This window comes from Arthrobacter sp. 2MCAF14 (assembly GCF_052115645.1).
GTDB lineage: Bacteria > Actinomycetota > Actinomycetes > Actinomycetales > Micrococcaceae > Arthrobacter.
The window spans coordinates 110,158-136,979 of record NZ_JBFRHB010000004.1 but is presented as its reverse complement, the minus strand read 5'-3'; the positions used below and the strand labels follow the sequence as shown (position 1 = coordinate 136,979).

The 26,822-nt window shown below is 61.1% G+C and carries 21 protein-coding genes; 11 read left to right on the top strand and 10 right to left on the bottom strand.

Going from position 1 to position 26,822, the window contains the following annotated elements:
* Positions 1 to 331: 331 nt before the first annotated feature.
* The 5 genes from AB4074_RS05115 to dnaA all read right to left on the bottom strand — a co-directional run bounded on the left by AB4074_RS05115 (position 332) and on the right by dnaA (position 6,141).
* Positions 332 to 886 (bottom strand): DUF721 domain-containing protein, encoded by a 555-nt coding sequence (locus AB4074_RS05115; protein WP_234752970.1) that lies wholly within the window; start codon positions 884 to 886, stop codon positions 332 to 334.
* Positions 873 to 2,066, bottom strand: a complete 1,194-nt coding sequence (gene recF / locus AB4074_RS05110; RefSeq protein ID WP_441412392.1) for a DNA replication/repair protein RecF — start codon at positions 2,064 to 2,066, stop codon at positions 873 to 875. Before recF ends, AB4074_RS05115 begins: the two co-directional genes overlap by 14 nt.
* Before the next feature lie 23 nt (positions 2,067 to 2,089).
* Positions 2,090 to 3,028 carry a phosphogluconate dehydrogenase (NAD(+)-dependent, decarboxylating) gene (gnd, locus tag AB4074_RS05105; protein WP_441412391.1) on the bottom strand — a complete coding sequence of 313 codons (939 nt, stop codon included), beginning with the start codon at positions 3,026 to 3,028 and terminating at the stop codon, positions 2,090 to 2,092.
* 41 nt (positions 3,029 to 3,069) lie between these two features.
* Positions 3,070 to 4,194 (bottom strand): DNA polymerase III subunit beta, encoded by a 1,125-nt coding sequence (gene dnaN, locus AB4074_RS05100; protein ID WP_059388865.1) that lies wholly within the window; start codon positions 4,192 to 4,194, stop codon positions 3,070 to 3,072.
* Positions 4,195 to 4,719: 525 nt separating this feature from the next.
* Positions 4,720 to 6,141, bottom strand: a complete 1,422-nt coding sequence (gene dnaA, locus AB4074_RS05095) for a chromosomal replication initiator protein DnaA (protein ID WP_345448260.1) — start codon at positions 6,139 to 6,141, stop codon at positions 4,720 to 4,722.
* 457 nt (positions 6,142 to 6,598) lie between these two features.
* Between dnaA and rpmH the strand changes: the two genes are divergently transcribed.
* The 8 genes from rpmH to AB4074_RS05055 all read left to right on the top strand — a co-directional run bounded on the left by rpmH (position 6,599) and on the right by AB4074_RS05055 (position 12,184).
* Positions 6,599 to 6,736 (top strand): 50S ribosomal protein L34, encoded by a 138-nt coding sequence (rpmH, locus tag AB4074_RS05090; RefSeq protein ID WP_011776797.1) that lies wholly within the window; start codon positions 6,599 to 6,601, stop codon positions 6,734 to 6,736.
* 40 nt (positions 6,737 to 6,776) lie between these two features.
* Positions 6,777 to 7,184, top strand: a complete 408-nt coding sequence (gene rnpA / locus AB4074_RS05085; RefSeq protein ID WP_441412390.1) for a ribonuclease P protein component — start codon at positions 6,777 to 6,779, stop codon at positions 7,182 to 7,184.
* A complete protein-coding gene (yidD, locus tag AB4074_RS05080) occupies positions 7,177 to 7,575 on the top strand; it encodes a membrane protein insertion efficiency factor YidD (protein WP_441412389.1) in 399 nt (132 codons plus the stop codon). The genes rnpA and yidD overlap by 8 nt, the downstream gene beginning before the upstream one ends.
* Before the next feature lie 17 nt (positions 7,576 to 7,592).
* Positions 7,593 to 8,570 carry a membrane protein insertase YidC gene (gene yidC, locus AB4074_RS05075; RefSeq protein ID WP_345448258.1) on the top strand — a complete coding sequence of 326 codons (978 nt, stop codon included), beginning with the start codon at positions 7,593 to 7,595 and terminating at the stop codon, positions 8,568 to 8,570.
* Positions 8,570 to 9,145 carry a Jag family protein gene (locus tag AB4074_RS05070; RefSeq protein ID WP_441412388.1) on the top strand — a complete coding sequence of 192 codons (576 nt, stop codon included), beginning with the start codon at positions 8,570 to 8,572 and terminating at the stop codon, positions 9,143 to 9,145. Before yidC ends, AB4074_RS05070 begins: the two co-directional genes overlap by 1 nt.
* A 6-nt stretch (positions 9,146 to 9,151) precedes the next feature.
* The gene (rsmG, locus tag AB4074_RS05065) at positions 9,152 to 9,802 is read left to right on the top strand and encodes a 16S rRNA (guanine(527)-N(7))-methyltransferase RsmG (RefSeq protein ID WP_345448256.1); all 651 of its coding nucleotides are present in this window, start codon (positions 9,152 to 9,154) and stop codon (positions 9,800 to 9,802) included.
* Positions 9,803 to 9,888: 86 nt separating this feature from the next.
* A complete protein-coding gene (locus AB4074_RS05060; protein ID WP_441412387.1) occupies positions 9,889 to 10,944 on the top strand; it encodes a ParA family protein in 1,056 nt (351 codons plus the stop codon).
* Positions 10,945 to 11,011: 67 nt separating this feature from the next.
* Positions 11,012 to 12,184 carry a ParB/RepB/Spo0J family partition protein gene (locus AB4074_RS05055; RefSeq protein ID WP_441412386.1) on the top strand — a complete coding sequence of 391 codons (1,173 nt, stop codon included), beginning with the start codon at positions 11,012 to 11,014 and terminating at the stop codon, positions 12,182 to 12,184.
* A gap of 5,570 nt (positions 12,185 to 17,754) precedes the next feature.
* Here the strand turns inward: AB4074_RS05055 and trxA are convergent.
* From trxA to AB4074_RS05030, 5 genes are all read right to left on the bottom strand, one after another.
* The gene (trxA, locus tag AB4074_RS05050; RefSeq protein ID WP_078107075.1) at positions 17,755 to 18,081 is read right to left on the bottom strand and encodes a thioredoxin; all 327 of its coding nucleotides are present in this window, start codon (positions 18,079 to 18,081) and stop codon (positions 17,755 to 17,757) included.
* A 36-nt stretch (positions 18,082 to 18,117) separates the two neighbouring features.
* Positions 18,118 to 19,074: a thioredoxin-disulfide reductase gene (gene trxB / locus AB4074_RS05045; RefSeq protein WP_441412385.1), complete on the bottom strand. Its 957-nt coding sequence runs from the start codon at positions 19,072 to 19,074 to the stop codon at positions 18,118 to 18,120.
* 158 nt (positions 19,075 to 19,232) lie between these two features.
* Positions 19,233 to 20,882 (bottom strand): ABC transporter substrate-binding protein, encoded by a 1,650-nt coding sequence (locus tag AB4074_RS05040; protein ID WP_441412384.1) that lies wholly within the window; start codon positions 20,880 to 20,882, stop codon positions 19,233 to 19,235.
* 143 nt (positions 20,883 to 21,025) lie between these two features.
* The gene (gene murJ, locus AB4074_RS05035) at positions 21,026 to 23,107 is read right to left on the bottom strand and encodes a murein biosynthesis integral membrane protein MurJ (protein ID WP_441412383.1); all 2,082 of its coding nucleotides are present in this window, start codon (positions 23,105 to 23,107) and stop codon (positions 21,026 to 21,028) included.
* A gap of 60 nt (positions 23,108 to 23,167) precedes the next feature.
* Positions 23,168 to 23,668 carry an NUDIX hydrolase gene (locus AB4074_RS05030; RefSeq protein ID WP_345448356.1) on the bottom strand — a complete coding sequence of 167 codons (501 nt, stop codon included), beginning with the start codon at positions 23,666 to 23,668 and terminating at the stop codon, positions 23,168 to 23,170.
* A gap of 216 nt (positions 23,669 to 23,884) precedes the next feature.
* Between AB4074_RS05030 and AB4074_RS05025 the strand changes: the two genes are divergently transcribed.
* The 3 genes from AB4074_RS05025 (at position 23,885) to AB4074_RS05015 (ending at position 26,690) form a co-directional block, all read left to right on the top strand.
* On the top strand, positions 23,885 to 25,381 hold the full coding sequence (locus AB4074_RS05025) for a CCA tRNA nucleotidyltransferase (protein WP_441412382.1): 1,497 nt from the start codon (positions 23,885 to 23,887) through the stop codon (positions 25,379 to 25,381).
* Position 25,382: 1 nt separating this feature from the next.
* Positions 25,383 to 25,967, top strand: a complete 585-nt coding sequence (locus AB4074_RS05020; protein ID WP_059388855.1) for a histidine phosphatase family protein — start codon at positions 25,383 to 25,385, stop codon at positions 25,965 to 25,967.
* A 582-nt stretch (positions 25,968 to 26,549) separates the two neighbouring features.
* Positions 26,550 to 26,690, top strand: coding sequence for a hypothetical protein (locus AB4074_RS05015; RefSeq protein WP_441412381.1), 141 nt, complete (start codon positions 26,550 to 26,552; stop codon positions 26,688 to 26,690).
* Positions 26,691 to 26,822: the final 132 nt, after the last annotated feature.

Genomic DNA, 26,822 nt, shown 5'->3' with positions numbered 1-26,822 from the left:
TCAGGACACACCACAGGGATACGGCAGCCGCCAACAGGGACGTCACTGCTAACGCCGGCTACTTCGTGATTAGCGGATCCGCTTTTACATTGCTGTTCAGCGGAGCCAATCAACGTTCACCGGCGCCCAGTTGTCTATGCCGATTCTATCGTGACTGGGCGCAGTTCCTTGCAAAACCCGGCCCTTATGATCAGGAAAGTAGCTCTGGGAGGCCGCTGGCCCCATCTGCAAGCTGTCAAAACGGCACCCTCTAGGGAGCTGTACGGTCCGGGGAGGTTTCTCGCCCCTGTGCGCCGTTCAAGCAACTGCGCAGACACGGGCGCCCGGGAAGTTACCCGTAGGTATCCCGGGGGCCCCGCCCGTTGACGCTTCGGCCGCCCTTGCGCCAGCTCGGTGCAGTGGGCGCGAGCACTTGAATCGACGTCACTACGCCGTCTCCGAGTTCCCTTCGGAACATGTCCAGGAGGCTGGTGCTCAGGAGCCTGAGCTGTGTTGCCCAGGCGGTGGAATCGCAACGGACATGAAGCGTGGTGTCGGTAAAGCTCTCCGGCGTGCAGTGCGCGGAAATCTCCGGTCCTACCAGGGCATCCCACTCGGCCATCACGGAGCCGACGGCCACTGGTGACGTCCAGCCGCGTTCGGCCACGAGCCTCCCGACGACCTTCCCCAGGCCGAGCGGATCCCGGCCCGTGCCGTGGAATTGGCTGAATCCTCGGGTGTCGCGGACGCCCTTGCGTTTAGGCGCGGCGCCTGTCCGCGGGGCAGCGCGGCGGATTTCGCCGCGCGCGGCGGCGGCTTCGCGCATCCGGTTCAAAGCTGATTGGGCAGCGTCGATCTCGTCAGGGTCCCTGCCCGGCTGGCGTCCGCCGGGGCTATCCTTCTCCATCAATGCCTCCGGGCACAACCTTCACGCGTCGTCCCGCCAGTTCTTCGGGAATGTCGGCGTCGACGGCGGCCGTCACCAAAACCTGCTCGGCGCCGGCCACTATTCCAGCCAGTTTACGCCTGCGCTGCACGTCCAGTTCGGCGAAGACATCGTCGAGGATGAGGATGGGAGCCGAACCGCCGGTACGGGTGTCATCGAGCATGACATAGTACGAGGCAAGTCGCAGGGAGAGGCACATGGACCATGTTTCGCCATGGGAGGCATATCCCTTTGCCGGAGCCTGGCCGAGAACCAGTTCGAGTTCGTCGCGGTGGGGTCCGACCAAGGAAATCCCGCGTTCCAACTCCTTGCGGCGCGAGGCTGCGAAGGCCTGGACGTAGCGCTCGGTGAGTTGCTCCACGGACAGCGAGCGGAGGTCCTCAACCCCCTCTGAACCTTCAGTGAGTCCCTCGGCGGGCCCGCCGTCGTCGTCCAACACGCCCTGGATGGTGGAGCGGTAGACCGCTCCCGCTTCCTTGGATCCATCCGTTAGTTGCGCGTAGGCACTCTTGAGGTGGGGACGGAGGCGTTCCACGAGTTCCAGCCGCGCATGCAGGAGTTCCGCGCCGGCCCGTGCCATATGCTGGTCCCAGACATCGAGCGTTGCTTCGTGGCCCGAGGTGAATTTCCCAGTGCGGGCCGATTTCAACAAGGCGTTGCGCTGTTTGAGCACGCGGTCGTAGTCGCTGCGGGTGGCTGCGTGCACCGGCATGAGGCTGACCAGCAGTTCGTCGAGGAACCGCCGGCGGTTGGACGGATCACCCTTGACCAAGGCGAGGTCCTCAGGGGCGAAAAGCACCGTCTGGCAAATGCCCAGGATGTCGCGGGCGCGGACAGGATTTCCGCGGTTGATCCGGCCACGGTTGGCACGGCCGGTATTGATTTCGAGCTCGACCACCGTCGATTGTTCACCGCGGACAAGCTTCGCCCTGATCAAAGCCCGGTCCGTGCCGAAGCGCAGGAGGGGCGCATCCGTACTGACGCGGTGCGAGCTCAAGGTAGCCAGATACCCGATGGCTTCCATGAGGTTCGTCTTGCCGATGCCGTTGGACCCCACCAGGACCGTGACACCGGGGCCGAGTTTGAGGTCAACCTGCGCGTAGCTGCGGAAATCGGTCAGCGAAAGATGTTCGAGGTACACGCGTACTGCTGGTCGGCCGGGGCCTAGTTGGCCGGACGGGTGGCGTGTCCGCCGAACTGGTTGCGCAGCGCTGACACCATCTTCATGGCTGGTGAGTTGTCCTCGCGGGAGGAGAAGCGGGCGAAGAGCGCAGCGGTGATTGCCGGCGCCGGGATCGCATTGGCAATGGCTTCTTCAACGGTCCAGCGGCCTTCGCCGGAGTCCTCGACGTAGTCCCCGATGGAGGCCAGGCCCGGGTCCTCGTCCAAGGCTTTGACCATGAGGTCCAACAGCCAGGAGCGGACAACCGTGCCCTTTTGCCAAGCACGGAAGGTGCCGGGAAGGTCCTTGATGATGTCCTTGGCCGCGAGCAATTCGTAGCCTTCGGCGTAGGCCTGCATGAGACCGTATTCGATGCCGTTGTGGACCATCTTCGCGTAGTGGCCCGCTCCGACGCCGCCCACGTGGACGAAGCTGTCGGCACGATCGCCTTCAGGGCGGAGGGAGTCGAATACCGGCATGGCGAGTTCGATGTCCTCGTCGGCGCCGCCGGCCATGAGCCCGTAGCCGTTCTGCAGGCCCCAGACACCTCCCGAAACACCGCAATCAGCGAAGCGGATGTCCTTGGAGTCCAGGAAAGCAGCGTGCTTCTGGTCTTCGGTGAAGCGTGAGTTGCCGCCGTCGATCACCATGTCACCTGCAGAAAGCTTCTCGCCGAGTTCACTGATCACCGCATTGGTGATGTCGCCGGAGGGAACCATGACCCAGACAAGGCGCGGCGTCGGAAGGGCAGCAATCAGTTCATCAACGGACGCGACGTCGGCGATGTCCTGATTGCGGTCGAAGCCAGTGACCTCGATTCCGCCGTTGCGCATGCGTTCGCGCATGTTGAAACCCATTTTTCCAAGGCCGATCAGTCCGATGTGCACGGTGTGAACTCTTTTCTGCGTTGGTTGTTTGGTAGAGACCCGACTGACTCGCATTTGTTGTCGTTCTGGGCCCCCAAAACGACATCAACTGCTAGCTAGTTGGGGAGGCGGACAGGCATCACGAGGTAGCGGTAGTCGCCCTTGTCATCGCCGTCGGCGTCGACCTGCGCGGTGATCATGGCCGGCTTCGGTGCCGTGGTGAATGAGAAACGCACGAACTTGGTCTCGATCACGCTCAGGCCTTCCACCAGGTAGTGCGGGTTGAAGGCTACTGTGATGTCTTCGCCGCTGAGCTGGGCTTCCAGTTCCTCGGATGCCTGCGCGTCTTCGCCGGTACCGGCGTCGAGACTCAGTTGACCCTGCGTGAACGCCAGGCGAACCGGGGTGTTTCGTTCGGCGACCAGGGACACACGGCGAACGGCCTCAACAAGTTCCTGGGTTTGGACCGTTGCGTGGATCGGGGTGGAGTCCGGGAACAACGACCGGATCTTGGGGTAGTCGCCGTCGACGAGCAAGGAAGTGGTGGTGCGTCCGCCGCTTTCGAAGCCAATCAGACGGCTGTCGTCGTCGGCGAGGGCAAGATGGATGTCGCCGCTGCCACCGAGGGTCTTTGCCACCTCGTTGAGGGTCTTGGATTTCACCAAAGCACTTGTGGAAATTCCCGGAGTGACGGGCTTCCAGGGCACTTCGCGCATGGCGAGGCGGTACCGGTCGGTGGCGAGGAGGGTGATCATGTCATCCTCGATCTCCATCCGGACACCGGTGAGGATCGGCAGGGTGTCATCCCTGCTTGCGGCGATGATGACCTGGGAAACAGCCTGGGCGAAGGCGTCGCCGGGCAAGGTTCCGCTGATGGCGGGAAGCGCCGGAAGCGGCGGGTATTCGGATTCCGGCATCGTGGCGAGATGGAAGCTGCTTCGACGGCACGTGAGAGTGACCTTGCTGCCATCGGTTTCGATGTCGACAGGAGCCGAGGGCAGGCTGCGGCAGATATCTGCCAAAAGGCGCCCGGAAACCAGGATGGTTCCCTCGGTGGTGATGTCCGCTGGAATTTCAAGACGGGCGGAGGTCTCGTAGTCGAAGCTCGAGAGACTCACTGTTCCGGCTTCTGCCTTGAGCAGGAGCCCTGAGAGTACCGGGACGGGCGGCCGCGGAGACAAGGACCGGGCTGTCCATGTGACGGCTTCTGCCAGGACATCCCGCTCGACTCTGAACTTCACGGAAGGGTGCCGCCTTTCATTGCTGCTGCCAGTGTTCCACCGGAAACTCCCCCAGGAGTCCCGAAAACCAGCGCCCGGAACCCAAAAGCTGCATGGTCCGCAGCGAGCGAACTACAAAGCAGCGCCAAGGATGGACGCGATGCAGACAGCTTAGCCGGAACTTCGGGCATTAACCCATCCCCGGCTTGCTGGCTTGTGGTTCGAAGCAGCCACAGGCTGCGTCGCTGGGTGGGCGGAAGGAGATTGTTATTTGAGGGAATTCATTTTTTTGGGATTAGTAGTGTTAATAACCCCTGTGGAAACTGTGGATAACCGCCTCTGGACCCGCAGTTCCGCGGTTAAGCCCTGTTCACCATATGTGGGTGACAGGGGTTTTAAACAGGGTGTGGACGTGGATAACCCCCAGGCCCGTTTTTAACGATCCACAGACGGCTTAAGGGTTTTAAGCCCATTAACCGTGTTTGTCCCCTTAAGTATCCACAGGCTTATCCACATGTGCCTGTTAATAAGGTATGTAGTGGCCGCTTAGGAATCGCGTTGCTGCTGCTTGATGCGGTTGGTCAGCTCAGTCACCTGGTTGTAGATCACACGGCGCTCGGCCATCAGTTCGCGAATCTTGCGGTCGGCGTGGATCACTGTGGTGTGGTCGCGGCCGCCAAGCTCCTGGCCGATCTTCGGCAGGGACATGTCCGTGAGCTCGCGGCACAAGTACATAGCGATCTGCCGCGCGGTCACCAAAGTGCGCGTACGGGACTTGCTGCAAAGCTCTTCCATGCTGAGCTTGAAGTACTCGGCCGTCTGCTTCAGGATCTGGTCGGCCGTGATCTCCTGGGCACCGTCGTCGGTGATCAGATCCTTCAGCACCATCTCGGCGAGGGCCACATCCACGGGCTGGCGGTTGAGGCTGGCGAACGCAGTGACGCGGATCAGCGCGCCTTCGAGTTCGCGGATGTTGCTGGAGATCTTGGAAGCGATGTATTCCAAGGCGTCGTCGGGGGCGGACAATCCTTCGCTCTGGGCCTTCTTGCGGAGGATCGCAATACGGGTTTCGAGTTCGGGCGGCTGGATATCGGTCAGTAGGCCCCATTCGAAGCGGGACTTCATGCGGTCCTCGAACCCGGCGAGCTGCTTGGGCGGGAGGTCCGAGGTGATGACCACCTGCTTGTTGTTGTTGTGCAGGGCGTTGAATGTGTGGAAGAACTCCTCGAGCGTGCGGTCCTTGCCTGCCAGGAACTGAATGTCGTCGATCAGGAGCACGTCGACGTTGCGGTACGTGGTCTTGAAGCTGGCGCCCTCGTCGTCGCGGATGGAGTTGATGAAGTCGTTGGTGAACTCTTCGGAATTCACGTAGCGCACCCGGATGCCGCTGTAGAGCCGGCGGGCGTAGTGGCCGATCGCGTGCAGCAAGTGCGTCTTGCCGAGCCCGGAGTCTCCGTAGATGAACAGAGGGTTGTAGGCCTTGGCCGGTGCTTCCGCGACCGCGACGGCGGCAGCATGGGCGAACCGGTTGGAAGAACCGATCACGAAGGTGTCAAAGACGTATTTCGGGTTGAGCCGGCCGAATTCGTGCGAAGTACTCGGTGGGGTGGGCTGTGGCTTAGATTCCACGGCAAGGTCGTTCGCGGAAGAGAGTTCGACGGCGGGGGCCGGTTCTTCGTGGATGGGCACCAGATCCGTGTCGACGTCGATCGCGCACCGGATGTCGTCGGAAAAGACGCTGCGGAGGGCATCATCGAGGGCGTCCTTGACTTGCGTCTGGAGGACCTCGCGGGTGAGTTCGTTGGGTACGGCCACCAGGAGGGTGGAGCCGATCAGGCCCTGCGCCTGCGCAAGGATGACGAAACCACGCTGCCGGGGTGTGACGCGATCGTCTTGTTCCAGCAGGCTCAGCACCCGCCGCCAGGAACTTCCGACCGTGTTGGCGTGGTTGGCTTCGTCTACCGTCATCAATTGGTTCCCTCGAGTGCTTGCTTGCCTGGATTGCGGCAGCCGAAGGTCCAAACCATGAGTGGATTCCGAACCGAATCCACAGGGTTATGCACAGTCCGTGGATAATCGGCTACTGAGACACTCTAGGGGATGAAAACTCCAGAAGATAGCTGGGAAGAAGCTTGTGGATAATTACACTGTTGTGGTTCTAAAACAGGGCCTGTGAGCCACTTCATCCACAGGCTGGTGTGGGTAGTTAGCCACAGCTGGGGATAGCGGGCACTGCGGCTCCCGGTTTGACCTGGGGGGTCTTTTTGCCCTAACGTTGTGAAGTCCTATGTGTCCGCTTTTTGACCACCCGCACCTCCGGTAAATCCGGCGTTGGGCGGCGGCGGATACTCAATAAACTTAGCGTCGGCCAGTTCTTCCCCTTTTGATCGGGTGGGCGCACCTTTGATCCACTGGAGTAACTAACGTGAGCAAGCGGACTTTTCAGCCGAATAACCGCCGTCGGGCCAAGAAGCATGGCTTCCGCCTTCGTATGCGCACCCGTGCCGGCCGTGCCATCCTGGCCGCCCGTCGTGGCAAGGGCCGCGTCGAACTGTCGGCCTAAATAACTGACTCGTCGGTCAGCCTTCCAAGCGAGTCAATAGGTGCTAGCCACCCGTAATCGTCTGCGGACTTCTACCGACTTTTCAACAACTGTACGTTCCGGCGTCCGCAATGGACGCCGGAACTTAGTGTTATATACGGCACCTATCGGTGCCGGAGAACCGAGCCGCATCGGCTTCATCGTTTCCAAAGCTGTCGGGAACGCTGTGACCAGGAACCTCGTTAAGAGGAGACTGAGAGAAGCAGGTGCTTTGTCTTTGAAAGGACATGGCACGGGTCTTGCTGTTGTGGTCCGGGCGCTGCCCGCGGCTGCAACGGCGAGCTGGGACCAGCTGCTGACGGATTACAACGCCGCCTTGGCGGCAACCATGAAACGGCTCGGCGGATCCTCTCCGCGAGTTGTTTCGCCCACCCAGGGCACCACAACGGAAGGGACACCGCGTGCATGAGCTGAGCTCCGCCGTCGTCCGCTTCTTTAGAGTCGCTCCGAGGATCTTCGGAACATTTCTGTGGGAGCTGCCGCGCAATGTCCTCATCATCTTGCTGAAGACGTATCGCAGGATCATCTCTCCCTTGTACGGCCAGGTATGCCGGTTCTTCCCATCCTGCTCGGCGTATGCCCTCGAAGCGGTGACGGTGCATGGTGCCGTCAAGGGAAGTTGGCTCGCAGTGCGGCGCCTTGCGCGTTGCCACCCCTGGAACGCCGGCGGCGTGGACCACGTCCCCGCCGGACATCGTCACTGGCCCGAAGGCCAGACGCCCACAATTGTTGTACTGAACAACCCGGACCAGTTCCTGGCTGTGTGGTCTGATGAAGACGGTCGCCGCACAGCGGCCTGAGGAAATAGGGAAAACGTATGGACATCTTTGGAACAATTCTGGCCCCGTTCAAGTGGCTAGTGTCCGCGATCATGCTGGGGTTCCACGACGGGCTGAGTTTCATCGGCCTGCCGCCGGAGAACGGCTGGACCTGGACGCTGTCCATCATTGGCTTGGTGCTGGTGATCCGTGCCGCCCTGATCCCTGTCTTCGTCAAGCAAATCAAGGCCCAGCGGGGCATGCAGCTGCTTCAGCCTGATCTGAAGAAGATGCAGGCGAAGTACAAGGGCAAGACGGACCAGCTCTCCCGCCAGGCGATGGCGCAGGAACAGATGGCGCTGTACAAGAAGCACGGCACCAACCCGTTCTCGGCGTGTTTGCCCATGCTGATCCAGATGCCGTTCTTCTTCGCGCTGTTCCAGGTGCTTTCCGGTATCACCCAGGCCCGCCAGAGCGGTATCGGCATCGGCGCCCTGAGCCACGACCAGGTGGTGCAGTTCGACGAATCCAGCATCTTCGGCGCACCGCTCTCGGCTTCCTTGCTCCACGGCGGTGGTCTCCCCGGATCCGATCAGACGATCGTGTGGGTCCTGTCGATCGTGATGATCCTGGCCATGACGGCGTCGCAGTTCATCACGCAGAAGCAGATCATGGCCAAGAACATGTCCGAAGAGGCGATGGCCAGCCCGTTCATGCGCCAGCAGAAGATGATGCTCTACATCCTGCCGCTCGTCTTCGGTGTGGGTGGCATCAACTTCCCCATTGGTGTGCTCATCTACTGGACCACCACCAACTTGTGGACCATGGGCCAGCAGTTCTTTGTCATCCGCCGCATGCCGACGCCGGGATCCCCCGCAGCGAAGGCGCTTGCCGAGCGTCGCGCCGCCAAGGGCTTGCCGTCCCACCCCCTTCTGGGCGGTAAGAAGGACGCAGACGTCGCTGCCGAAGTGGCCGCCGTCGAGGTCAAGGCCCAGCAGCGCATCCAGCCACAACGTAAGAACAGGAAGAAGAAGTAATGTCTGTTGAAAGCACCGAAGAGGCAACGGCCGCTGCCGCCGAGGAACTGGCAGAAGCCACAGAAGAAACTTCCGAAGAAGGCGCTGTTGACGGTAAGGGCACTTCCGCGAGCCGCCTCGAAGAAGAGGGCGACGTCGCCGCAGACTACCTTGAGGAACTCCTCGACATTGCCGACATCGACGGCGACATCGACATCGAGATCCGCAATGGCCGCACCTACATCTCCATCGCGGCTGAAGACGACTCTGAGGGGCTTGAGAGCCTGGTAGGCCGCGACGGTGAAGTGCTCGAAGCCCTTCAGGAACTCGCTCGCCTGTCCGTGCTTTCGGCGACCGAGAACCGCTCGCGCCTGGTGCTCGACATCAATGGTTACCGCAAGGAACGTGCCGGCGATCTGCAGCAGATTGCGGAAGACGCCGTCGCAAAGGTCAAGGAGACCGGTGCCTCCGTTGCACTTGCACCTATGAGCGCCTACGAACGCAAGATTGTGCACGACGCTGTCGCGGACCTCGGCTTTGTATCCGAGTCTGAGGGCGAAGGCGCCGGCCGCCACATTGTGGTTTCGGCCGACTAACGGATCATGGTTGAAATCACGGCAGCCGAACTGCAGGCGGCAGAAAAGATTTTCGGTGACCGGCTTGGTCTCGCCCAGCGGTATGTAGAGCATTTGGCGACGTCAGGAACCGAGCGCGGGTTGATTGGCCCGCGCGAGGTTCCCCGCCTGTGGAGCCGGCACGTTCTCAACTGCGCGGTCATCGAGTCGGTGATTGCCCACGGCAGCCACGTTGCAGACGTTGGTTCCGGCGCGGGGCTTCCCGGCTTGTGCTTGGCTATTGCACGTCCCGACCTTGAACTTACACTGATCGAACCCCTGGAGCGACGCGTCATTTGGCTTCAGGAAGTCGTGGACGACCTCGGGCTGGGCAATGTCACCGTCATGCGCACCCGGGCAGAGCTCGCGGTGGGGATGGTTGACGCGGACGTTGTCACGGCGAGGGCTGTCTCCGCCCTCACCAAGCTGGCTGGCTTGACCATTCCCTTGCTCAGCGGCAAGGGTGAAGTGGTTGCGATCAAGGGCCGCAGTGCTGCCGAAGAGATTGAGCAAGCAGCAAAAGTGATCCGCAGGCTCGGCGGCGTGGAAACGTCCGTCGTGGTTTGCGGGCAGGAGCTCCTGGAAGAACCCACCACAGTGGTGAGGATCGTCGTTAACAAACAGCGGAAGATCGCTTAGCTTCGGCGCTGTGTCCCGCGTGTCCGCAACTGAGCGGTTAAGCTAGAGAACGGCAGCTAGAGCCGAATGAGAGTGAGAGTGTGACAGTGGGCAGTAGCGAAACCTCCACCCAGCGGATCCCGCCATTTATTTCCTTGGGGTCGGCTCGGGCCATGGCTGCACCCTCGGCGTCCTTTGAGTCTGCGCTGATGCGTACCAATTCGGTTGCGAACGCCGCTGTTTCACGTGAAACCTTGATCGTCGGACACGACAACGTCATGGACTCCATCGACGACTCCAGCCCCATTGCGCGCCAGCTCGCCAACGAGACCCGACGCCGCGAGCGGTTGGTGGGACGCGAGCTTCCCAAGCCGGAAAAGACCCGTATTTTTACCGTGTCCAATCAAAAAGGCGGCGTCGGAAAGACCACCACGACTGTCAATATTGCGGCCGCCTTGGCTTCCGCGGGACTCAATGTCCTGGTGATCGACATCGATCCCCAAGGAAACGCGTCCACCGCTCTTGGTATTGAACACCACGCCGACGTCGACAGTATCTACGATGTGCTGATCAACGACCTTCCACTGCGTGACGTTGTGGCACCTTGCCCTGATATTCCCAATCTCATCTGCGCGCCGGCCACCATTCACCTCGCGGGCGCTGAGATTGAACTGGTCTCCCTCGTGGCACGCGAGCAGCGCCTGCGCCGCGCAATCGATGTGTATTCGAAGGAACGCGCGAAGAACGCTGAAGCTCGCCTGGACTTCATCTTCATCGACTGCCCGCCCAGCCTGGGCCTGCTTACCGTCAACGCATTCTGCGCGGCAAGCGAGGTACTCATCCCGATCCAATGTGAGTACTACGCATTGGAAGGCCTAAGCCAGCTCCTCAAGAACATCGAAATGATCCAGAAGCACCTCAATGCTGATCTGGTCGTTTCCACCATTCTCCTCACCATGTACGACGGCCGCACGAATCTCGCCGCACAGGTGGCTTCCGAGGTCCGTCAACATTTCCCGGACCAGGTCCTCGGCGCCGTGGTTCCCCGCTCCGTACGCATCTCGGAAGCTCCGAGCTACCAACAGACGGTAATGACCTACGATCCCTCATCCAGCGGCGCGTTGTCCTACATGGAAGCCGCCGCGGAAATCGCCGAGCGCTAGACTTCCTTAATCACTGCAATATCCTTGGCGGGCTCTATTCTTGCCATTCCACCGGAGGGACATACTAATGAGCGAAAAGCGACGAGGCCTGGGTAGGGGTCTTGGGGCTCTCATTCCCAGCTCCGCTTCGGCCGGTGCATCGGGCAATGGCGTTCCGACTTCCCGCCCTGTGGACCTTTTCTTCCCTGAGGCGCGCAAAGCCGTGGAGACGGTGGACACGCCTGAGGTTCCTGAAACCGAAGTAGCGAAGAGCTCCCCCTCGCGGGGATCTTCGTCCAAGAGCACGACGGCGGCAAAGACTCCTGCGGCGAAGTCGCCCGCCGCGAATGTCAGCTCTCGTGAAGAACCGACCGCGTCTGAGCCCGCCGACGTTGTTTCTGAGTCGCTTCCCGCGGAAGCGCGCGAGGTTCAGCTAGTCGAAGTTCCCGGGGCGCGTTTTGCCGAAATCCCCGTCGGGGACATTCATCCCAACCGCAAGCAACCGCGTAGCGTCTTCGATGAGGACGACATGGCGGAGCTGGTTCATTCCGTCAAGGAAATAGGCGTCCTCCAGCCAATTGTTGTACGTACTTCAACCGAAAAGGGTGGAGAACCGTACGAACTGGTAATGGGTGAACGGCGCTGGAGGGCTGTACAGGCCGCCGGGCTCGAAACTATCCCGGCGATTGTCCGCGATACCAATGATGACGCCCTCCTCCGCGATGCTTTGCTGGAGAACCTCCACCGCAGTCAACTGAACCCCCTGGAAGAAGCGGCCGCCTACCAGCAGCTCCTGGAGGACTTCGGTACCACCCATGAACAGTTGGCCGATCGGATCGGACGTTCGCGGCCGCAGGTGTCCAACACTCTTCGTCTCCTGAAACTTCCTCCGCTGGTGCAGCGACGGGTTGCGGCCAGCGTGCTGTCGGCCGGCCACGCTCGTGCATTGCTGGCTCTCCCGGATGCGGCCGCGATGGAGCGTCTCGCGCAGAAGATTGTTTCCGAAGGAATGTCGGTACGGGCCACTGAGGAAGCGGTGGCGTTGTACCAGGATCCTACGGTGCCCCCGAAGAACAGTATTCCGCGCCCCAATGCTCGCCACGAGCGCCTCGACTACCTTGCGTCTTCTCTTTCCGATCGACTGGACACCAACGTGAAGATCACCCTGGGTGCACGAAAGGGTCGAGTCAGCATTGAGTTTGCCAGTGTTGAAGATTTGAACCGCATCATGGATGTTCTGTCCCCCGGGGATGAAGGCTAGGCGTTCAATTTCTACGAAACTGGAGTTTGCTTCTAGTGAGGCAGGCTCCATTTTCATTTAATGGTTGCTCTTGGCTCGTAAGAACCCAGTTGTCCCCATAACCACCTTGATCGCTCAGGGAGTCCGCCGGGTGGAGCCTCCCAGGGTTGGCATGGGTCGTGGCCATCTGCGATCGCTTGCTTGTACGGTTCGTGTGGCCCGGTTGAGGCCACTCTCCCATGGTTGGAGGGCCGGCAGACCTGGGCGATCGACGCATCGCTGAGCCATTAGTGTGTTTCACGTGAGACGATCGGCCGTATTTCGAGCTGGCTGGAATATGCCGGCGTAGCAGACGACTTCGATCCCCTGGGCGTCGGACTCTGGCGGCCAGCTTCCTTTGCGGGCACAGGTCTTCGCGTTTCACGTGAAACAACAGGGCTCGCTCCTTTCAATGGCCCTTCGCCGGGATCTCCTACGCACTTCGGGGTCTCGCTCGATTCTTCCTGGTCGATGCAGTACTCAGGCGTCCTTGGTTGATCCGGTTCTCGGCATCCGGAATAGTTCCACTCCCCACTTCTGTGTCTTGCCGCGGAAGGATGATTTTGAGGGCAAGATCTGGAGAACGCCCAACTCGCTAATCTCGCCCGCACAGCTCAAGACCTTGCGCATCAACTTCAGACAATGTCGGCACGACGGTCCGAGCATGTTGGGCATATGAAGTCAGTGCCTCCTGTGTGCAATGAGGTGCCGGATGTTTCACGTGAAACAGTTGCCCGGCTGACCAGGGACCGACGAGCGCAGCTCGGATAGCGCGGGGATACGTGAGTCAGGCCGCCCGTCAGTCGGGGCCGGACTCTCCTGGCGGTCTGTTTCACGTGAAACAGACCGCTCCAGCCCGGTCCGGGATCAGTTCACTGGTACGTGCCCGCTAATTGGTAGTTGACTCGCAGTACGTCCTGAATGAACAACGACTCGGGTCAACGAGAGGGCTCGGAGGTTGAAAGCCTCTCGGCTTCCCTGTGTCCACTCACCGTCTAGAAGGGGATTCCAGGCTTTCGGCCGCAACCATAAGGATGCCCAAATGAACGCGGCGACTTCGGTTGGAGACACTGGAGGAAGCTTCCTGTTTCAGTGTCAAGAGTAGATCGATGCGCGCGGCAGGAAGCACGCCTCGCGGCCAGGTCGGACACTGACAATCGAACTTGCGACGAGTCTTTTGAGGCGAATTGGCTTCAGCGTGAGACGATGTCCAACCACCTGTCTGCTCGCGCCGGGCGTTAGCCGGTGCTCGGAATCGCTGCTGCTGTGGACGCACACGACTGGTTGCAGCGTTAGACGTCGTTCTGGGGGCTTGGGACTGCGGATACCCGCAGGCTGACGCTGGATGGTGGGAAGTGTCAGGGGCGTGAGGTGGCCGCGACCGAACCCCCTTAGGACGCTGATCTCTGCGGCGGGGAGTGCCTGTAGCCGGAGACCGCTCCCCGGTTGCCTTTGACCACGAGCCCGACAGAAACTAAGCGTTCCATGAGCCTCTTACGCTTCTGCTGGGACTGATGAGCCTGGTTCAGGCCAGATCCGTCCGCCACCGTTGCTACATCCTCGATGCAGGGACGGGCCTTAGATTCATCATGATTGTCCCGACCCGTAGGGAGATTCTTCGCCCAGATTTCGACGGCTGGGCCCGGGAGTCAGTGCTCAGTAGTGCCAGCGGGGCAAGACACAGTGAGTGCAGCCCGCCTGTAGTCGCTGGCGGCTCTGGGTCTGTGTCTGGCGTTGTCAATACTGGAGCCGAGACTGGTGCCCACGCCAGCAGTCGGACAGGTCAGGTGCGTCCTTGATGCCAGTCGTGGTGGTCGTTGGGATGAAACGGTGGCACCACCGTAGCCCTCAAGTGCGCCATGCCAGGATCTCCCCCGAGCTTTGAGCAGCCCTACCGTCACTCGTGTCGCGGCGCCTCCACTGCTAGTGCACTTTGTCTCGCTTGCCGGTCCGTGGGATGTGACTGACCCTAGACTAGCTGCGTGGCAAAGCACTCGTAGGAAGATTGACATCAACACCGCAGTCCGTGGCGCGTACGGATTTGGCCCGGCGCTGCGACGCTCGTGCTTGGGCGAATCCGGGGACGCATCTGCTGAATGCCTTGCGCAAACTCGGCGGGCGAACCCCTGCTTGTTCACGTCGGTATCCGAGTTTCGAGGGGCTCGGAGGTAGAAGGATGAGGCTCTAGCTGGGGTCATAGTCGGAGCATTGAGACTACGCGAGACGCAGCGTCGCGGCAGGCGCGTTGGAACTATCGACGGTCCCGGACGGTGACGGTCGCGCGAAACCGAGGCGCGGCGTAAGGGCCTTCTAGGCAGGCGAAGGAGAAAGTGTACTCCGCTCGCGCGATACCCACACCTTCTTGACCCGGTCGAGGATCTGTTGAAAACTCCGAAAGCAGCGGTGGATATCCCTGTGGATAACTTTGTTGATAAGTTGGCGCGGTTGAGGGGCCGGGGGTGTGCACTCAGCGTGTCTCTCTCCGGGCGGTAGAGATACTCGAGCCGTGTTCGTGCTTTTCGATGGTTCTGTTTCACGTGAAACAGAACCATCATTCTCGAACTGCCCATTTTCACTGAAAATTGTCCTAATTTCGGCCAATTCCCGGGTTTCGCGCCGATTTCTGGCGCAGGCTAAACCTGGTTCTATGTGGGAGGGGGCGCGTCGAATCGGTTCACGCTGATCGCGTCTCTTACCGGGCGGGGAGAGCTACTCGGACTGACTCTGTCCGGCCGTGGATATCGCTGTGGATAACTATGTGCATAACTTTGGACCCGTCGGTGGATATCCTTCGCAGCCTCGAAGCGTCTGGTGTGGAAGACCGGGCTGATGTTGTGCACTAGCGCCCGCATCTCGGTCAGCAGTCTCCGGACTCTGACTGGCTCTCGGGCCCAGCGTGAGCAAGTCTGGGCACCATGATCATGGCATGTTTCACGTGAAACAACTGGCGGCGATGACTGGCACATACTCCAGGCTGATGGCATCGCTGCGTCGCGACTGCCCATCGGCACGGCGTAAATACACAACGAGGCGGAAGCAGCGGTGACGACTACGTGGCTGCAGTGCTCGCATCCAGCGGATCGCACGCTCTCTTACGTTGAGGGCAGTTCATTCATGACGTGGGTATGCCCCTGACCAGGTGCCCGATCCGCAGAATCAGTGAAGAGCCGCTTGCGGCTCTCAAACGATTCTTCAGCCGCGGACGCCGGCATAGGGCGAGCTTAAGGCAGGACATTGAGCCCAAAACCTGCGAGCGAGCCGCAGTCCCACGGGAAGCTAGAACCCTCGGCAATGGGAATCACCGACCGATGTTCAGCCGTTCGAATCCTCGGCCTCCCGCCCCGGCAATACGAACTCGTCTGCCATCATGCAGATAGCTTGCGCTTCTGACCAAACCGGGAAGTCCGATCACCCCCTGCCACGCCCAACCCTCCCGCGTTCGAAGCTTCTAGCGCCAGCACTTTCCACCGCCGGACAGTGCAGGCTTGCGTAGGCTGATCGAGGCTGCCCGGCGGTGGCTGATTCAGCGCGACTTGTCTTTTCGCGTCCGGGTGATCGTCCGGCGAAGCCGCCGCTGCTACGTGTATCGCTTCGTGACGCCGGGTCAGTGGTGAGAGTTAGGAGAAGGGTGCGTCGAACCCCGCGGCTGTAGGTCGATCGGAAAAAGGTGGGCGCCGGCCACAACACCTTGGCTCAGGCTCAGACTACTTGGCCAGGTTCATCGGTGTGTAGAACGGCGTCCGAGGCCGTCCTGGACCCGGCTCCAAGCTAATGCAGGGTGCGGGAGTTATGGATAGACGCTGTGTCTTTGTGTTCATGAAGGCCCGGCCTGGACCTATTCGGGCGGAACCGCTTGATGGTTCGAGAATATGACCTGCCTATCGAGCGCAGCATTTGAGGCCTCGACCGCCACCATCAGACCCTATTCGCGCCGTCAATCGCGATTCAGTCGCCGCGCTCAGAGAATTGGAAGCCGAGGAGGCTTGGCTCTCTTCCGGTCGCCGCCGTGGAGTGGGCGAATCGAGTACTGGTATCTCTGTGCCGTGCCATCGCTGATTGCTGGCTCTGTTCCCAGGAGCTGAGCTAAAGGCGTCTGCTTCGAATCTCGCTGGCCCCACAATCCGCGCTGTGCGCCAGAAGTGCGTGAGGCCGCCGTTTCAGGCATGCGGCAACCTAGCGCGTGTGGTTGCGAGGCAAGGCAATCGTCACTCGCTTGGGGCTACCGGGCCTGATGTGTCTGCGCAGCCCCGGCCCGTAAGACTCAATAGGGATCGAGAGGCCAAATAGTGGGACTCGCATCTTGCTGTAGAGCCGCGGACGGCTCAGCCTCGCTGAGAACCCTGTCCTAGGGCTTTTATCTGCTCTGTCGATATCCGGAGTGTCCAACTGCCACCGTAAGGTACCGACGTCTCTGTATAGATGACGGACCGAGTTCCGGAGTCCGGAAGATGACTGACACTGGTGAATCAACTCAAATCAATTGTTGATGACTGTGGCGAGACGTAGCGAACTCTATTCGATGGACTCGAATCGTGCGTGTGATGATTCTCGCCTCTTAAGCTGAGTGCGAGACACCGCGCGTGGGCCTGCCGGTGTTGGTCCGTCGCGAAGGACGCGCGCGAGGTCGTAGCGTGTCCTGGCCGATGAGGATGTGACAAGAAGGTCGGGCCGTCACCATGTTTCACGTGAAACATGGAGCTCGGAAGGGTTTCCGCAAGACTCCCCCAACTATCAGTGAAGGATGACCCGGGATAGGTCCCATTGCCTAGGGGTGTCCCGGAGCTTGCAAGAAGGTGCGATCGCAGGGTTCGAGGGGTCGGGAATTCAGGGTAAGTTGGACACGACACCACCGTCAACAGGCAGGTCGGCCAGTGCCTGTAGCCCCTTACAACGAGCAGTGACTTACGGTTCCACGTGAAACCTTACGAATGCCAACTCTCGCGTTCTTTGCCCGTACCGAATTCGAACACTAAAGTGCGTGTCGATGGCTCTCGAACGGTTAGCCATGTTTCACGTGAAACAATGCGAACGCTGAGCGCATGCGAGGTTCTACTGCGTACCGAATTCGAAAATTCAGAGGCGCGGCACTCCACGAAGAGACAGAATTGTTTCACGTGAAACAGCCCACTCGAATACCTCGTCGTTGGCACTAAAGCATAAACGCTGCAACAGCGCGGATACCCCGACATCAACGGACGACTCAGAAGAATCGACAGCGTACTTGTCGTTAGTCTTTGATCCATGCCAGTCCTGCCGGAAATCGCCCTTATCCGAGCTCGACTCCAGTCGCACAACAGATTTCACGCCAGTCCTGGGCGTTCCCCGGAAAAATATCTATTTTGAAATTGAAAATGGTTCACTTGAGACATCGTCAGTCCACGAGCAGCAACAGCGCTTGCATCGGCCTACCAACATTCACACCAGCACCGCCAGTCGCGAGACCACGAACCCCGAGACCGCATACCGAAGGCACGAAAAAGCCGGTGGCCCTCGCTCAAGAGCGAGGGCCACCGGCCGAATCAGAAGCGACCGCTAAAGGGGCGCCCGACGTCCTAGGACAGTACGGATTCAAATTCCTTTTCGAAGAACTGCTTCGGCTTGGCGCCGATAACTGTGCTCTTCACTTCTCCCCCACTGAAGAGGTAAACCGCCGGAATAGACGTGATGCCGTATTCAGCGGCGATCGCTGGGTTGTCGTCGACATTCAGCTTGACGACGTCAACCTTGTCTCCGTACTCAACCGAGATTTCGTCGAGGATGGGACCCAACTTGCGGCACGGGCCGCACCACTCCGCCCAGAAGTCCACAATGACCGGCTTTTCAGCGGCCAGGACGTCGGTGCTGAAACTGGCGTCGGTAACGTTTTTAGCGTTGCTCATAATTCTTTCCCTTCGAATGGATGGCTGCCGTGCCGATTAGGCGTGCAGGTCTGCAAGATAGTGCTCGACGTCCAAAGCCGCGACGCAACCCGAACCAGCTGCCGTGATGGCCTGGCGGTAGGTGGGGTCCACGACGTCGCCGGCGGCGAAGACGCCCTTGATGCTGGTCTTGGAGCTGCGGCCGTCGACGGCGATGGTGCCTTCAGGGGCGAGCTCCAGCTTTCCCTTTACGAGTTCCGTGCGGGGATCGTTGCCAATGGCCACGAAAACGCCGGTGACGGCGAGTTCGGACTCGGTGCCGTCGACGAGGTTCTTCAGCTTCAAGCCGGTCACCTTGTCCCCACCGATGACGTCCTCGACGGCGGTGTTCCACACGAAATTGATCTTCTCGTGGGCCTGCGCACGGTCACCCATGATTTTTGAAGCCTTGAGGGCGTCGCGGCGGTGTACCACGGTGACGGACTTGGCGAACTTGGTGAGGAAAAGTGCTTCCTCCATTGCAGAGTCCCCGCCGCCGATCACTGCGATGTCCTGGTCCTTGAAGAAGAAACCGTCACAGGTTGCACACCAGCTCACGCCGTGTCCGGAAAGACGCTTTTCATTCGCCAGGCCGAGCTCGCGGTATGCGGAACCCGTGGAAAGAATGATGGCGCGTGCCTTGAAGGTCTCCCCCGTGCCGATCGTCACGGACTTAATGTCGCCGTCGAGGTCCAGTTCAGTGACGTCCTCGAACTGAATCTCAGTCCCAAAGCGTGCCGCCTGCTTTTCGAAGTTCTCCATGAGATCAGGTCCCATGACGCCGTCGGGGAAACCGGGGTAGTTCTCGACGTCCGTTGTGTTCATCAGTTCGCCACCGGCAGTCACGGAACCGGCGATGAGCAGCGGCTTCATGTTGGCGCGCGCCGTGTAGACGGCCGCTGTGTAACCGGCAGGCCCTGAGCCTACGATGATGACATCACGTACGTTGGACGCGGTGTTTTCTGCGTTGCTCACTGGTGGGTGAACCTCTTCCTTAGTCGATGCACCGGATCCTTGCGGCCGGCCACATGGCACAACCTTGTGGCGGCGCCGAATATTCCGATGTTCCCGGGGACCCTAATATCCGCCACCATTCAGGGTACCGTCCGGCAGCGCAGGCCTTCCGCCGTCCACTACTGGACCTTGATCTCCGCAAGGCGGAGGCCGAACCCGTAGCGTGTCTTGGGCGCGGTCAGCTTGGGCAGGGATTTGATGGAGATGATTACGTACTGCGCCGTTACAGGGGAACTGAGCGGCATGGTGAGCTCCGGTGACGTGAAGCTGTTGGTGCCCACCAATTTGGCGCCGTCCATGGCCGGACGGTCGTTAGTGTAAACGTTGATGTTTCCACCGGATGCGCCTAATTGACTCAAGGTGACGGACGTTACTTGTGAGGGTGCCTTGAGCTTGACGAGCAGCGAAACCCCATCAGGTGCCAGGCCGCCCCAGTCCGCGGTGGCGAACTCCATGTCCGACCAGTAACTCGCGGCGTTGCCGTCGTAAGCCTTGACCAGGTCTTTGTCGTAGCTCGCGGCGAATTCGAAATCGCCCATGCGGGTGACTCCATCAATGACCGGCGGCGCTGCGACCGGCGCTGCTGCTGATGCACTGCTACTCGGCTGTCCGGTTACCGTTTGAGAAGCTGTGGAGGTCTGCTTGGCTGCCGGAGTCCCGCCGGGGATGAGGTTGCCGAGATTGGTGACAGCCAGAACCAAACCCACGATCAAGACGGCGGCAAGGACCCCACCCACGAGCCAACGGAAGGAACGGGGCTCGCGGACTGGCTCTTCGTCGTAGTATTCGTCCTCGTCGAGGGGCTCTGCCTGCTCGCGCGCCGTCGAGGGGAAGCTCGATGCTCCTCGGCTGTATCCCCCGGTAGCTGCGGCCGCATCGCGAGAAGCGCCCGCACCTCGGGAGCCGGCGTCGTCGGTAACAAAGCCGTAGTCGTCTTCGGACCAGAGAGAGACCTTGGATTCCTGGGCGGGGTTCGCGGAGGTAGGCGCCGGAGGGGTGGACGCCGGAACAGCCTGCGTGGCGGGTGCCTCTTGGATTTGCTGGGGAGCGGTCCGGCTCGACTCGGCGGCCGAAGCGGATCCGGCCCTCCCGGAAGGTGCGGCTTCGCCGTGGTCGCTGGTTGATCTTCCGTTACCCTTTACGGCGGCTGCGGCCGCAGCGGCAGCCGCCCCTGCTCCCGCTGCCGCAGCAGCGATGCGGGAACCGATGCCCCCAGGGGCCGACGTCGGCCGGGCAGCAGGCATGGGAGGAACCACCGGGCGGCGCGGGTCCGCAGGTGCCGGGGCACCCTGCAACGAATCGCCGGCGGGATGGGGCTCGACCTCGTCGTAACTGATGTACTCGGCGTCGTGCTCTTCTTCGTCGTACAGTCCGTCGTAGGTCTCGGGTTCGTGGGACCTTGCCTGGCCGAAGATCTCGCTGCCAAGAGTGTCCGTGAAGAACGGTTCGACGTAGGGCGGGTTGGTGGCCACTACGAGATCCAGTAGGTCAGGAGCGCTGCTGTGGTTGGTGATGAGGTACGTGGTGCTGTCGCTCACGCCGAGATCGAGGATCTGGACATGGCCGGGCCGTTCCCCAGTGGCTACCTCGCGGGCGCTTTTGGCGACCTGCTCAGCGTTTCCGGGGCCGGCCACGAGGATGCTGACAGGTCTGTTGAGGACCTGGTCCACGCCGTCGAGCACCAGATCTTGGTCGTGCGAAGTCAGCACGGTGGCTGTGACTTTGTAGCGGCCGCCAAGCACTGATCCGACATCGATCGGGTGGGACACGGGTTCCTCCTATGACTGTCCGGAAGCTGCGGGTCCTGAATACGGGATCCGGCCAGCCGGGTGACCCGTGGTCTGCAACTACCTGTATTAGTTTCTGATCCTAGCTGATTGGGCCGTTCCGGCTCCGGGTTTGCGAGGATGCGTCACCTTTTGCGGCGGGGTCCACCGCGGAAATATGGGTTGTTTCCCGGTGTCCCCTGATAGGTACGGCGGCCAGGCAACGGGATGCCTGGGCGGCCTGCGGCCCCTTGCGCGGTGCTGGGGATGTGTTCATCCGGCAGATATGACTTCTCGATGTCGGACCAAGCGTCCACTGTATCTTTCCCTTCCGCAATGCCCCCATCGGCAAGGTGGTCAGGATCGTGGCCGCCATCCCACCCGTCCTTGGAAGGGATGGTTTGCAAGGCGGGTCCGGCGCGGAAGGATGCTGCGTCGAATTCGCCCGAGATACGCGGAATGAGCCCGGTGTCGTCGGATACTGTGGCGCGGACCGCCGTCGGGGGCTGCTTTCCGCCCGCGGACGGTGCCTTCGCGACCGGAACTCCCCGGCCGAGCCGGCCGAGCACCGGTCGGAGCAAATCGCGGAGCTCACTGACGTGGAAGACGCGCAGTAGGAACAGGTACGCAAGCAGCATGACGGGCCCGACGACGACCACCGTCACCAAAGCGGCGAGCCTGCTGCTCCAGGCGAAGCCGTCAGCGTGATAGCTGCCCAGGAGCCACAAGGCCAAGGCGCCTGCGATCGCCGATCCCAAGGCGGCGTAGCCCATGCGAATATACGAGTTTGCGATCCGGGGGCCGTCCACATGGCCGAGGAGGCGTCGCAGGAACCAGACGCTGATGACCACGGAAAGGATGTTGCCAAGCATGTACAGGACGGCGATCGCGAAGATGATCCGGCCCACCGGCAGGAACTGGATGATGAACGCGCCCACAACGTTGAGCAGGGCCAGAATGAGCTGGATGTAGAAGGGGGTCCGGGCGTCTTCGTTGGCGTAGAAGACCCGGGACATCATGAAGTTGGCGCTCATGAACGGCGTGCTCAGCGCGAGGATCGTCAGCGTCTGGGCGAGCATGACGCCGTCCTGGGGGTTCCCGCCGGAGAAGAACATGCCCAGCGGTCCGGCGAGGGCGAACAGGGCGAGTGCCCCGAAGACAGTGGCGACGGCCATGGTCCGCAGTCCGTGCGAAAGTGCTTCGCGGAGCTCGGCTTTGTTGCCTGCTTGGGAGGCGTGGGCCATCCGGTTGAACAGCACCGTGGCGAGCGACAACGCAATGATCGAGTGCGGGAGCAAGTACAGCTGGCTGGCGACTTCCAGGACCGCGTTACCGGGGAGGGTGGCGGCAGCAGGGTCCCCTTCGTGCGCCAGGCGGAGCCGCTCGGAGCCGGGAATCGTGGCGATCCTCATGACGTAAAGGAAAGCGAGCTGCCCGACGGCGGCGGTCAGGAGCGTCCAGACGCTCAGTTTTGCTGCCTTGCCCAGTCCCACGCCCCGCCAGCCGAAGCGCGGCCGGAGCCCGAGCCTCAGGCGGATCACCGGGACGAGGAGTATGGCGGTCTGCGCGATCACGCCGACGGTCGAGAATCCCGCGATCAGGAAGGTCTGGAAAGGTCCCCAGTTGTCCAAAGTGTGGGGGTTGGTGATGTTGGCGCCGAGGATCCAGATGAACATCCCCAGTCCAGCGATGGCCACCACATTGTTTAGGATCGGCGCCCACATGGCGGGCCCGAAGGCGCCGTTGGCGTTGAGGACCTGGGTCAGGAGCGCATACAAACCGTAGAAGAAGATCTGCGGCAGGCAATAGAACGCGAAGGTTACGGCCAGCGATTTCTGCTGGGGTGAATAGCCCTGGGTCGTGAGGTCGATAACCATGGGCGCGGCCAGTGTGACCAGCGCCGTCAGCGCCAAGAGAACCAGCACCGCCAGCGTCAGGAGCCGGCTGATGTAGTCCGCGCCGCGGTCCGGGCCCTTGCTGGCTTTGATGATTTGTGGGACCAGTACGGCGTTGAACACGCCGCCCGCCACCAAGAGGAAGATCAGGTTGGGCAGGTTGTTTGCGTTGATGAACGTGTCGTTAACCGTCGATCCCAGGCCCAGTGCGGCGCCAAGCATCCAGGTTTTGGCGAAGCCGAGGAACCGTGAAACGAGCGTCCCGGCAGCCATGACGGCGCTGGAACGGGTTTCTCCGGATTGGGTTGACTGGGTTGTTTTGGCGGCAGACATTGTCATTATCGTCCCATGAGCCGGGCTGCCTAGTGCGTCAAGACCGTATAAAAGGCTGCGTTAGAGGTGTTCGGGCAGGACTTCCCGGGCAAGATCCGCGATACGCCGCTCATTGGGAAAGGACAGCTTGCGGGCCAATTCCTGGAGGGGAACCCAGGCGGCATCGATGGCCTCTTGATCGGGATCGTTCTCGATGGTCAGCTCTCCACCGGTCGCGCGCAAGAGGAAATGGTGCACGGTTTTGTGGACCCGGTGCCCGCTCACGGTGAACCAGTAGTCGATGCTGCCGAGGGGAGCGAGGACGTTGCCTTCGATCCCGGTCTCCTCAGCAATCTCGCGCACGGCTGCTTCTTCGTTGTTTTCCTTGCCCTCCGGATGCCCCTTCGGAAGGCACCACTCGAGCCGGCCACCCCTATTAAGGCGGGCGATGATCGCAACCCTTAGTTCGCCGTCGGACGTGTCTACAACGACGCCGCCTGCGGAGACTTCCTCCACCGTCGGAAGGGCCGCCTGGGCCGGGTGCGGGACGGGCGCGACGTGGGCACCAATTGCCGACGGCAATGGTGCGTTCGTCCTCCTGCCAGGAGCACTCGGGATCGGGTTGGCCATGAAGTCCACTCTAACGACTCTTGCCCGTTGGTGATGACCGGGACATGGACTCGCGGTGACGTACGGATGGCGCTCGCCCGTGATCCCGGTGCCGTCGCCACGCAATCACAGCGCAATGACAAGGATCCGGTGGGATGGCGCAGCGAAATCTGACAAGCTTAAGGAACTATGGCGCAAGTATTGGACAGTTCTTCAGTTAATTTCCAGATGGATCCAGTGGTCCTGGACCTCGGGCAGCGGTTTGTGGACGCTGGATTCGAACTGTCGCTGGTTGGCGGCCCGGTGCGGGACCTTTTTCTCGGCCGCGTCTCGCCGGACCTGGATTTCACCACTGACGCCACTCCGGACCAGACACTTTCCATCATCAAGAGGTGGGCCGACAATTTCTGGGAGATCGGCCGCGCCTTTGGAACGATCGGTATGAAGAAGTCCGGCTTCCAGATTGAGATCACGACGTACCGGGCCGAGGCCTACGACGCCGATTCCCGCAAGCCTGCAGTCGCTTTCGGCTCCTCGCTGCTGGACGACCTCCTACGCCGCGACTTCACTATCAACGCCATGGCGCTCCGGCTGCCCTCCCTGGAACTCGTGGATCCGTTCGGCGGGGTCCGCGACCTCCATGCCTCGGTCCTCGCCACCCCGGGAGCACCCGAATCGTCATTTTCCGACGATCCCCTCCGCATGATGCGCGCCGCCCGCTTCGCGGCGCAGCTCGGCGTTGCAGTGCACGACGACGTGCGCCTCGCCATGTCCGGGATGGCCGAGCGGATCAAGATCATTTCCGCCGAACGCGTGCGCGAGGAGCTCGTCAAGCTCGTTAACGGTGCGCACCCGCGTGCGGGCATCGACCTCCTCGTGGACACCGGACTGGCCGAATTCGTTCTCCCCGAGGTTTCTGCGCTGCGCCTTGAAGCCGATGAGCACCACCGGCACAAGGACGTCTACCAGCACTCCCTGCAGGTCCTGGAGCAGGCCGCGTCGCTCGAGACTGGCCCGGACGGCCCGGTGCCTGGCCCGGACTTTGTGTTGCGCTTCGCCGCGCTGATGCACGACGTCGGGAAGCCGGCGACGCGCCGTTTCGAACCGGGCGGCGCGGTGAGCTTCCGCCACCACGACATGGTCGGCTCCAAGCTGACCGCAAAACGCATGAAGGCCCTGCGCTTCGACAACGACACCATCAAGGCCGTGGCGCGGCTTGTAGAGCTTCACATGCGTTTCTACGGCTATGGGGACGCGGGCTGGACCGATTCCGCGGTCCGCCGATACGTGGCAGACGCCGGCCCCTTGTTGGAGCGCCTGCACCGACTCACCCGGTCCGACGTCACCACACGTAACCAGCGCAAGGCGGAGCGGCTCTCCTTTGCCTACGATGACCTTGAGCAACGGATTGAGGTCCTGGCCGAACAGGAATCGCTCAATGCCATCCGGCCGGACTTGGACGGAGCGCAGATCATGGCTTTGCTGGGACTCAAGCCCGGGCCCGTGGTTGGCCGCGCCTATAAGTTCCTCCTGGAGGAGCGCATGGAAAACGGTCCGCTGTCCCAGGAGGATGCCGAGTCCAAGCTCGTGGCGTGGTGGGCCGGGCAACCCGAGTCCGCCGTCGAACTTTCATCGGAACCAGCCGTCGATGCCAAAGCAGGCACCGCCGAACCAGAGGAGTCCTGAAGTGAACCCTGCAGCCAAGCCTTCCCGGCCACAGCTCTGGATCATGCGTCACGGGGAGACCGAATGGTCCAAGAGCGGCCAATACACCGGTTTGACGGACCTTCCCTTGACGGTGGAAGGCGAACAGCAGGCGGTGGAAGCCCGTAAGATCTTGGAAGGCATCGACTTCGACCTGGTCCTGACATCGCCGCTGCGCCGGGCCCGGCGTACCGCGGAGTTGGCGGGCTTCCCCGACGCCGTTCATGAACCGCTCGCCGTGGAGTGGAACTACGGCGACTACGAAGGCATCAGCTCGGACCTCATCCGCAAAGACAACCCGGACTACCTCATCTGGTTCGACGGCGTTCCCAACGGCGAGACTCTCGACTCCGTGGCAGCCCGTGCCGACAAGATCATTGCACGCGTCCTCGAGTCTGGAATGGACAACGTCCTGATTGTGGCCCACGGGCATTTTTCCCGCATCCTCACGGCCCGCTGGCTTGAATTGGATGCCCGGGAAGGCCGCCACTTTGTCCTGGGAACAGCCAAAGTTTGCACTTTGGGTTGGGACAAGCGGACGCCTGCCATTCTTCGCTGGGGACTGTAGGAAGAATTAATTTCTAAATTGTTTGTAATTGGCTGGTCAACAGCGCGATTCATGGTGTAACTTTATTTTTGATCCCAGAGCGATCCGCCGGGATTGAGGCGTGCACTACCCAGTCAGTCAGCTGCGGTAGTGCCAAGGCAGAAAAGGAGGTTGGGAAAATGATTACTTTGACTAGCGGATGGAAGATGACCGTTGCTGGCACCCCGGCCTTTGCTGCTCGACGCCGTTTTGCGGCCTAACTCCCCCTGATGTACTCCCTCCCCTGATTATTTGGGGGGGTTGAATGTGCAATCAGGCTCCGGCTTGGGCCTGCCATTGAGCGGTATCACGCGATTGACGTGGTGCGCAGTTTCCTCATAGTTCGGAACCAGCTTCTTGTTGGGGACGGCTGCCCTTGGATACCACCTACCGGAACTCCATGCTTCGGTACTGTTTACGGTCATTCGATAAATCCGCTTAATCCACCCATCATTGCCCGGCATTCACATGCCTAATTCTGCCGCTGCTTTCTTCGAATTCAGGGGGCTTAATTGTCATGCCCGACTTCCGGCAATTCTCTTCAACGCGAAAGGAGGTGAACCCTTGGCCAAGCGCCTCAAGGACCTGATGATCTTCAACGGCAAGCCCGTCGTCAAAGACAAGACCCTTTTCAACGGACAACTGCTGGACCAACGCCGGGAAGACGTCTACGTCGTCCTGCACCAAATGGGCATCATCCGCTGAGTGTCCCCACCACTGCATTACAGGAGGGACTGATGGCACACATCGGACTGTTCGCCTCGGAAGCCCACGCGGCTATGCGTGGGCTTCCGCCTCTTAATGCGGGAGTCAGGCGCGGGGCCGTCCGCCGCGGCT